The organism is Porphyromonas sp. COT-290 OH860 (genome assembly GCF_000768935.1).
In the GTDB taxonomy this organism is placed as follows: domain Bacteria; phylum Bacteroidota; class Bacteroidia; order Bacteroidales; family Porphyromonadaceae; genus Porphyromonas.
In genome coordinates this window covers 23,297-31,508 of the sequence record NZ_JRAR01000047.1, presented here as the reverse complement: position 1 = coordinate 31,508, position 8,212 = coordinate 23,297, and the positions used below count along the sequence as shown (strand labels likewise).

The window sequence follows — 8,212 nt, the reverse complement described above, 5'->3', positions numbered from 1 at the left end:
GCTGTCGAAGCAGGTAGCTTCCGAAAGAGGAAGATTAAATTCACCCCCGAAATACGCAAGAAGGTCAATTTCTATATCGCCGTGGAGCAATGGTCTCCAATTTTCTAGGATTGATGGACACATCACAGCAAGTTAGTCCTACAATCGGCTAAAATCAGTCCTTCAATTTTGCCGAAGGCCTTATGGTTCGCACAATATTATTCCCCCACCCTTTGGGATTCTGAGCCTAAACGTTTACATAGATTAACATAAATGTAGTAGAAATGCTTAAATGCATCTCTGCCTCATAAGCACGTGGCTATATCATAGATTGGGCAATTGCATTGTGCCCTGCCCCCACCTATACGCCAAGTTAGTAGATAAGAAGACAGATATTTAGACATATAAAAAAGCGAAAGGGAGGCCCTTTCCCCAAGGCCCCCCCTTTCTAAAGTGTAAAATCAATAACTAAGACGAAAAAGATGATATGTATTCGATTGCAAAGGTCAAACATCTTGTTTATTCCTGCAAGCAAATAAATATGTTATATAGCATCTTTTGAAGGTTTAGTTACTCTTTATCCAAAAACAACTCATTATTTACAATCTGAAGGCTACAGACGCATACACCCTGCGTGGCAACATAGGGCCATACACATAGGTAGAGGCACGTCCCGGCCCCTTATCTGCATCTTGCTGATAAGCATCGAAGATATTCTGCACCCCAGCACTTAGATCGAGCGTTACGGTAGAGCTTAGTGGTAGCTCATAGTTGAGCTTGAGGTCAAGGTCAAAGAAAGGCTTAGACTTGGCTAGATAAGCATACCCCTCGGCAACACCGCTATAATGCACACCGTCCTTAACTAGGCTAAAATGCCCTCTAGCATCGGGCTGAGCTCCCTCTGGCATTCCTTCGTAAGCTTCGTGAGGCACCAACATACTACCAGTATAAGTCCCCGAGAGAATAAAGCTCAGACGCTTAAGTGGACGGAGAGTTGAAGTAAAATAGCCGTAGACATTGGGCGTGCGTTCGTAGTCGTCGGTAGAGATCTCAGCCTGCCCCTTGTCTTTATCCTCGTCGATGAGCGTCTTCGTTTCTCCATATCGGCTACGCTGCAGGGTTAGCCCTGCTTGTAGCTCCCATAGGCGTCCATGCGCAATCTTACCCTCGATATTAGCTCCATACACCTTGGATACGCCCGAGGTACTATTGACGATGATGCGCTGCTTGATGCCATCTTTTTCCTGCTGAATGGGTGACTCCACAAACTGGTTGCGTAGGAATGTAGCAAAGCCCTCAACCATCAGGTTGTACTGCCAATTGCCACCAAGCGAACCATACCAGTCAGCCGAAGCACTGAAGCTACGCGAACGCTCCTCCTTGAGGTTGTCGGCTAGTACACGTGCTATAGGCTCACCACCTGCCAACTCTACGTGCATCTCTTCGTCGAAGAACTGTGGTGCTCTGAAGCCCTCGCTATACGAGAGGCGAAGACTAAGATCCTTGATCGGATTGAAACGCATATTGGCACGAGGGCTAAAAATAAGCAGAGGCTCAATGGTCTTTTTTCCATTCTGGGTCAGGCGTACGTAGTCGAAGCGTCCACCGAGCAGGAAGTTCCATTTATCGCTCTTGTACTCGAGCTGATCGAACTGTGACCAAGTCTGTACATGCTGATCAATGTTGGCGGGGCGAAATCCGCTCTTGTCATTGAGCTTGCTGAAGGTGCCCTCTAGCCCAGCAGTAAGGTCGAGCCCAACAGGGAATTTGTGTATGTAGAGCCCCCCTGCCTGTGCGTCCCAACCCTTGGATACACCATAGGCGGTAAGCGAATTGAGGACTTCGCCCTCGGCGTCCTTGTCATTGGGATCCTTGATACGCTTGATGAGCTCATCGGGTCTATCCCCTCCACCATAGTAGCTCTTGCGTAGCACCTCTTGGGCAGAGGCATAGAGGCTCATAGAGTGGCGGCCGCTGGCACTGCCTTGATCGAAACGAAGACTACCGCCATTGATGTAGTGCTGTAGGTACTCTGCGATATTGGCGTGGAATGGAGCCTCCTCGAGTCGATCGCCACCTCTACGGTATTCGTGCATAGAGCGATATTCGGCCGTTAGCTTACCATATAGCCCCGTCTTGTAGTATGCACGGAAGCCCAATGAACGGTTTTTCAACTCTGGCAACTCACTGAAGGCATCGGCATTGTAGTCATGTCCGGGGCGAGCACTATGCTGCCCAAAGATCATTACCGCTGCATCTCTGTCGTCAGTAACGAGTGATCCATTGAAACTAGTCGTAGACTGTAGCGAGGATAAACTACCAGCCTGATTGCCGATAGCCGTATAGCTATGGGATAGACTAGCTGAATTGCGCAGTGGCTCACGGGTGATCACGTTGATCACACCTCCTACGGCATTGGAACCAAAGAGTGCCGAGCCACCGCCTCTGATTACCTCCACTCGTTCAACCATAGAGGCTGGTATCTGCTCAAGCCCATAGACTGCAGCCAGTGCGCTGAAAACAGGTCTACTATCGATCAAGACCTGCGAGTAGGCTCCTTGTAGACCATTGATGCGTACCTGATTGAAGCCACAGTTCTGGCAATTGTCCTCTACACGTAGCCCGGGTTGAAATCTAAGACCTTGGCTAAGATTGTCGGAGTTGGTCTTGACAAACATATCGCCTGAGAGCACCGTCACTAGACTTGGCGCCATCTTACGCAGTGTCGTTTGTCTATTAGCGGATACCACGACTCCATCTAGATCAATACTCTGCTCTACCATATAGAGGTCTATATGGCGTGTCTGCCCCTCTTTGAGGACGATACGCTCCTCCACCGAGGCATAGCCGACTAGCCTAGCCTCTAGTACATAAGCTCCAGCAGGGAGATCTTTGATTTGGAATGACCCAGCCGCATCGGTGGTAGTACCCTTGGTCGTGCCTTTGATCACGACCTGTGCGTACGGTAGTGCCTCCTTTGTCTTGGCATTAATCACCGTTCCCACGACATTAGCCCCATGCCCGGGGTGGGCAAACGCTTCTACCCTAGGCAATAGCAGGCATAGAGATAGAATGAGGGCTAGACAGTAATTTAGATTCTTCATATATAATAAATGTTTTGATGAATGAAACAAAGATATAAGGTACAAACAAGAAAAACAACCGAATACCAATCAAATACCTAATACTAGGTAAATATTTTTAATAAGACAGAAGGATATAGAAAATAGATGCCGCTAGCTACTGGGTTAGGCCTATGAGCCAGCCTAAGGTGGCAGTTGTTTAGTCAGATAGTGTACACCGCCGAATATAAACACAAATAGAACCCCGGCCGCAAGTCATAGTCTGCGGCCGGGGCTCTATCAATCTTAGTGCTATGTATGAGCTTATAGTTCGTCCTTGCTCTCTAGTAGCTGTTGGCTATAGCTAACTAGGTGGCGTAGGTTATTGAGGATCTCATTCGTTTCTTGGAGAATGTTCATATACACAAGCGAAACTTTCAGATTTTCCTTATCACTCTTATGCGTACGTTTCATTTGAGTTTTACGCATCTCCTTGACTTTATTTCTAAGCTCCTTACCCATTGCTTTAGCTTTCTTGGCATCTTCCATCTTTTCACTCGAGATCAGGAGATGCACTTGACCGATGTAATCGATCACTTCATCACGCACGGGTAGGAATTCTTCACGATACTGTGCAGGCATTGGGTTGAAGTTGTTGCTCACGTGCTCGTGACACACCTCTGCCGAGCGCTCAATGGCATAGCTCATCTGTAGGCAGGCATTAGCCCCAAGGTGGAACCACATATTCTTCTCTAGGACGGCGTCATTCTTGAGTCTGCGCAAACCGATCGTTTCCTTTCGGCGCATACTCTTAAACCTGCGTTTATTCTCCTCTGTGCGGTACTGCACTTTGCCTAGCATCTTGAGGTCCTCGTTGAGGAAGCCATTGGTGAGGTTCTGATAGTCTGTGGTCACGTTGTCCAAATGTGCAATCTGGTTTAGGCGAACGTGCTTAGAAAGAAGTTCCCAAGTTTGGGCTTCATTCTCCGAGTTAAGGATCTCTACGAATAGCTCATCGCTAGCCTCACTCTTCTTCTTGAATAAACGGCTACTAAAGAGGAGGAACACCGCTAGAGCAATCAAAGCGATCATAGCAACAAAGCCACCATAGAACATTGTGAGAGATACGATCGCTGCAATGGTAAAGGCAGCCGCAGCCGTTACGAACCAACCACCGATAACGCCCATCACACCCGTAAGTCTACCCACAGCACTCTCTCTACCCCAAGCACGGTCTGCAAGCGACGTACCCATAGCGACCATAAACGTTACATAGGTGGTAGACAGAGGTAGCTTGAGCGATGTACCCACAGCAATGAGCAGACCCGCCAATACAAGATTGACAGAGGCACGAACGAGGTCGAAAGCCGCCCCCTGCTCTAGAATAATCTCGCTCTTGTTGAAGCGGCTGTTGATCCAACGGGTTGCTGCAGGTGGTAGTATGTTGTGCACCAACTGAGCGGTACTACTACTAGCACGCACCAGACCACGAGAGATTTTGGACGTACCGAAACTCTCCTCGGCATCATCTTGTCGAGATAGATTGACCGATGTCTTGATCACGTTCTGAGCCGACTTGGAAAACACGAGTGCAAGCACCATCACCAGTCCCGAGCCAAGTAGGTAGTAGACAGGAGTAGAGGCTGGGAGATTGTTTGCTCCCATGAGATATGTATCGTAGGCCCCATTGCCATTGGCCATGTAATCGGTGTAGGCAGAGAGCCCCGCCAAAGGAATACCGATGAAGTTTACAAGGTCATTGCCCGCAAAAGCCAGAGAGAGAGCAAGCGTACCAGCAAGAATAATGATCTTGAAGATGTTCAGGCCGATCCAATGAAGAACCTGCATGATCAGTGCCGAAGCGGCGAAGATGATCCCCAGAAGCATCAGTGTATTCTCACTGACCCAAGCCTTGGCATCTGCCGTCATGAAGGCTGCATCCTTGAGCCCCTTAATCAGCATGAAGTAGATAATCGAGGTGATGGCAATACCTCCGAATATGCCAGCGAAGTAGGGCAAGTTCTTCTTATAGTTGAAGGTAAATATCAGACGTGTGAAGTACTGCACCACTGTGCCGAAGAAGAACGCTACGGCCACCGACATGAAAATGGCGATGATCACCTGCAGAGCCTTGGACGTATTGATCAGCTCTGTCAGCTGTAGCGACGGATCTTGGCCGATCTTGAGCATCGACATACAGAAGGCTCCGCCGAGCAAATTGAAGATCATAGACACAGTGGTCGATGTAGGTAACCCAAGCGAATTGAAGATATTGAGCAGTATCACATCTGTGACCATAGCAGTCAAGCAGATGATCATTACCTCCTCGAAGGTAAAGTACTCAGGGTGATAGATCCCGTTACGGGCTATATCCATCATGCCGTTACTGAGCGAGGCGCCGAGGAATACCCCGACAGCCGCCACTCCCAAAACGACCTTGAATGGTGCGGCCTTGGCACCGATAGCCGAATTGAGGAAGTTCACGGCATCGTTACTCACCCCCACTACCAAGTCGATGATTGCCAGCACGGCTAGGAAGATGAGAATACAGGTAAAAATCAAATCCATAGTTTTTGAATATTAATTCTTTTGAGATAAGTCTTTGATGTTTTATATGTTGTGCCTACCAATCCACCTCGGAGATTAACTCGAGGAACTGATCTTCGGTCAGAATACTAACGCCCAGTTGGGTTGCTTTCGCCAGCTTGGCTGGGCCCATCTTGTCGCCCGCCAACACATAATCGGTCTTTGATGAGATGGACGAATTCATTCTTCCGCCCAAACGCTCTACTAAGGCTTTATATTCGTCTCTTGTATGCTGAGCAAACGTTCCGCTGATGACAAATACTTTGCCCGTAATTGGAGAGGCAACCGAGGCACTCACCACCTCTTCGCTCTGTGTTCTCTCAAATCGTAGACCCAGATCTTGTAAATCCTTTATCAAACGTCTATTTTCTTCGGAGGCAAAATAATCTACGATGCTCTGAGCGATCACGGGACCAATCTCAGGCGTTGCACAGAGGCTCTCATGCGTCTGGCTAGCCAGCTCGTCGATTGAGCGGAAGTGCTTAACCAAAGTTCTCGCAACGGTCTCGCCAACATATCGAATACCTAGGCCAAAAAGTAAGGCTGCATAGGGGCGTGACTTGGAGTCTGCAATACTCCCGAAGAGCTTCTCGGCACTCTTACGCTGAAATCCGGGCAACGCCTCTATCTGCTCCACTGTAAGTCGGTAGAGATCAGCTACGTTGCAGATCAGCCCCTGCTCAAAGAATAAATCTATCGTCTCTGGGCCAATGCGAATATCGGCTGCCTTACGTCCGCAGTAATGCTCAATGCGCCCCATTTGCTGAGGAGGGCAAAGCGTACGGTTCGGACAAAAATAAGCGGCTTCCCCCTCGACACGCTCCAATGTAGCCGAGCAGGCAGGGCAGAGTGTAGGGAAATCTACAGGCTGAGCCATAGGATGTCTAAGCTCAGTATCAACAGCTACTATCTTGGGTATAATCTCGCCTCCTTTCTCTACCGAAACGAGATCGCCTAGATGTAGGTCAAGGGAGCGAATAAAGTCGGCGTTGTGTAGCGAAGCTCTGCGTACTGTCGTCCCAGAGATCTGCACGGGACTAAGGTTAGCTACTGGCGTTATTGCCCCTGTGCGCCCCACTTGGTAATCTACCGATTCTAGTGTTGTCTGTACACGCTCGGCTGAGAACTTATAAGCAATTGCCCAGCGTGGGCTCTTGGCCGTGTATCCTAGCTCCTCTTGTGCTAGGATAGAGTCGACCTTGAGCACTACTCCGTCTGTAGCTACTGGTTCGTCTGTGCGAGCCACAGACCAATGATCCAAGAAAGCGAGTATATCCTCTAGGCTATGGCATAGCTTCGTCGCTTGAGACACCTTGAGTCCCCATCGCTTGCAGCAATTGAGGCGTTCGTAGTGGCTATCTGGTAACTCGGGGAGTGCTGGGACATAATAGAAATAGGCATCGAGTCTACGCTCTGCGACCACACGTGGGTCAAGGAGCTTGAGTGTACCGCTGGCTGCATTGCGAGGGTTGGCGAAGGGGGCTTCACCGGATTGAATACGCAGCTCGTTTAGTCTATCAAACTCTGCGAACGGAAGTAAAATCTCTCCCCTCACCTCAAGGCTACTCGGTACATCTTCGCCCTGCAAGCGTAGCGGTATAGAGCGAATGGTGCGCACATTGGCCGTTACATCGTCCCCGACACGCCCATCTCCTCTAGTAACGGCTCGCACAAGCATACCGTCTTCGTAGATCAACGATATAGACAGTCCATCGTATTTGAGCTCAGCTGCGACATCGAAATGGTGCCCCAGATCTCTACTTACTCTCTTATAAAACTCCCTGACCTCGTCGTAGCTATATGTATTGCCGAGAGAGAGCATCGGATAGCGATGTTCAACTTGGGTAAATGCCTCGGTACGATCCGAGCCAACTCTCTGTGTGGGTGAATCGGGAGTAATAAGTTCGGGGTACTGTGCCTCTAGAGCCTCGAGCTCTTTGAGTAGCATATCAAACTCTTGGTCGGATATGGTCGGAGTGGAGAGTACGTAGTACTCATAGTTGTAGCGATTGAGAGCAGCACGTAGCTGCTGTATTCGTTTTTCCACTATAGCCATAGTTGGTAGTATTTGAGATCGTAATAGTGACCATCGGACCATTGCCAGCCCTCTAGGGTACCAACGTGGCGATAGCCGAGGCTCTCGAAGAGCCGAAGACAGGCTAGGTTATTCTCCAAAATAGACGCATACGCCATGCGGCAGCCTAGGCGGCGACGCGCATACTCGTGCACTAGCTCTAGAGCATCGGAGGCATATCTCCTCCGGCGGTACTCGAGAGCGACATACAGACCAATACCTATACGCTTACTGATTGGCTCGTAGTCTTGTAGTTGTACATACCCTACTGGGGCAAGACTATCAGTAGCAACCATCATTAGACTAAGTCCCGACTGCTCAAGGATTGACGTTGTAGATTGAATAATATATTGGTCTATAAACTGAGTTGATATAGGATTAAGCGCCCCAGAGGACGCCCACGAGCGGGCATCGTTCTCCCAAAGGTAGAGCAAATCTTTGTCTTTGTCAAGCTCTATCCCTCTGAGAAACAATCTATCGGAATGTAGTAATTGCCTACTCATCTATCGTT

General features: G+C 49.1%; 4 protein-coding genes. All 4 read right to left on the bottom strand.

Translation table 11 applies throughout. The annotated features are described in order from the left end of the window. Positions 1-578: 578 nt before the first annotated feature. The 4 genes from HQ41_RS04880 to HQ41_RS09485 all read right to left on the bottom strand — a co-directional run bounded on the left by HQ41_RS04880 (position 579) and on the right by HQ41_RS09485 (position 8,204). The gene (locus HQ41_RS04880; RefSeq protein WP_044188700.1) at positions 579-3,083 is read right to left on the bottom strand and encodes a TonB-dependent receptor; all 2,505 of its coding nucleotides are present in this window, start codon (positions 3,081-3,083) and stop codon (positions 579-581) included. 282 nt (positions 3,084-3,365) lie between these two features. Continuing rightward, positions 3,366-5,609 (bottom strand): inorganic phosphate transporter, encoded by a 2,244-nt coding sequence (locus HQ41_RS04875; RefSeq protein ID WP_044188696.1) that lies wholly within the window; start codon positions 5,607-5,609, stop codon positions 3,366-3,368. Positions 5,610-5,664: 55 nt separating this feature from the next. Continuing rightward, positions 5,665-7,683: an NAD-dependent DNA ligase LigA gene (gene ligA / locus HQ41_RS04870; protein WP_044188693.1), complete on the bottom strand. Its 2,019-nt coding sequence runs from the start codon at positions 7,681-7,683 to the stop codon at positions 5,665-5,667. Then, entirely contained in the window at positions 7,674-8,204 is a 531-nt protein-coding gene (locus tag HQ41_RS09485) for a GNAT family N-acetyltransferase (RefSeq protein WP_044188690.1), read from the bottom strand. Before HQ41_RS09485 ends, ligA begins: the two co-directional genes overlap by 10 nt. Between the last annotated feature and the right edge of the window lie 8 nt (positions 8,205-8,212).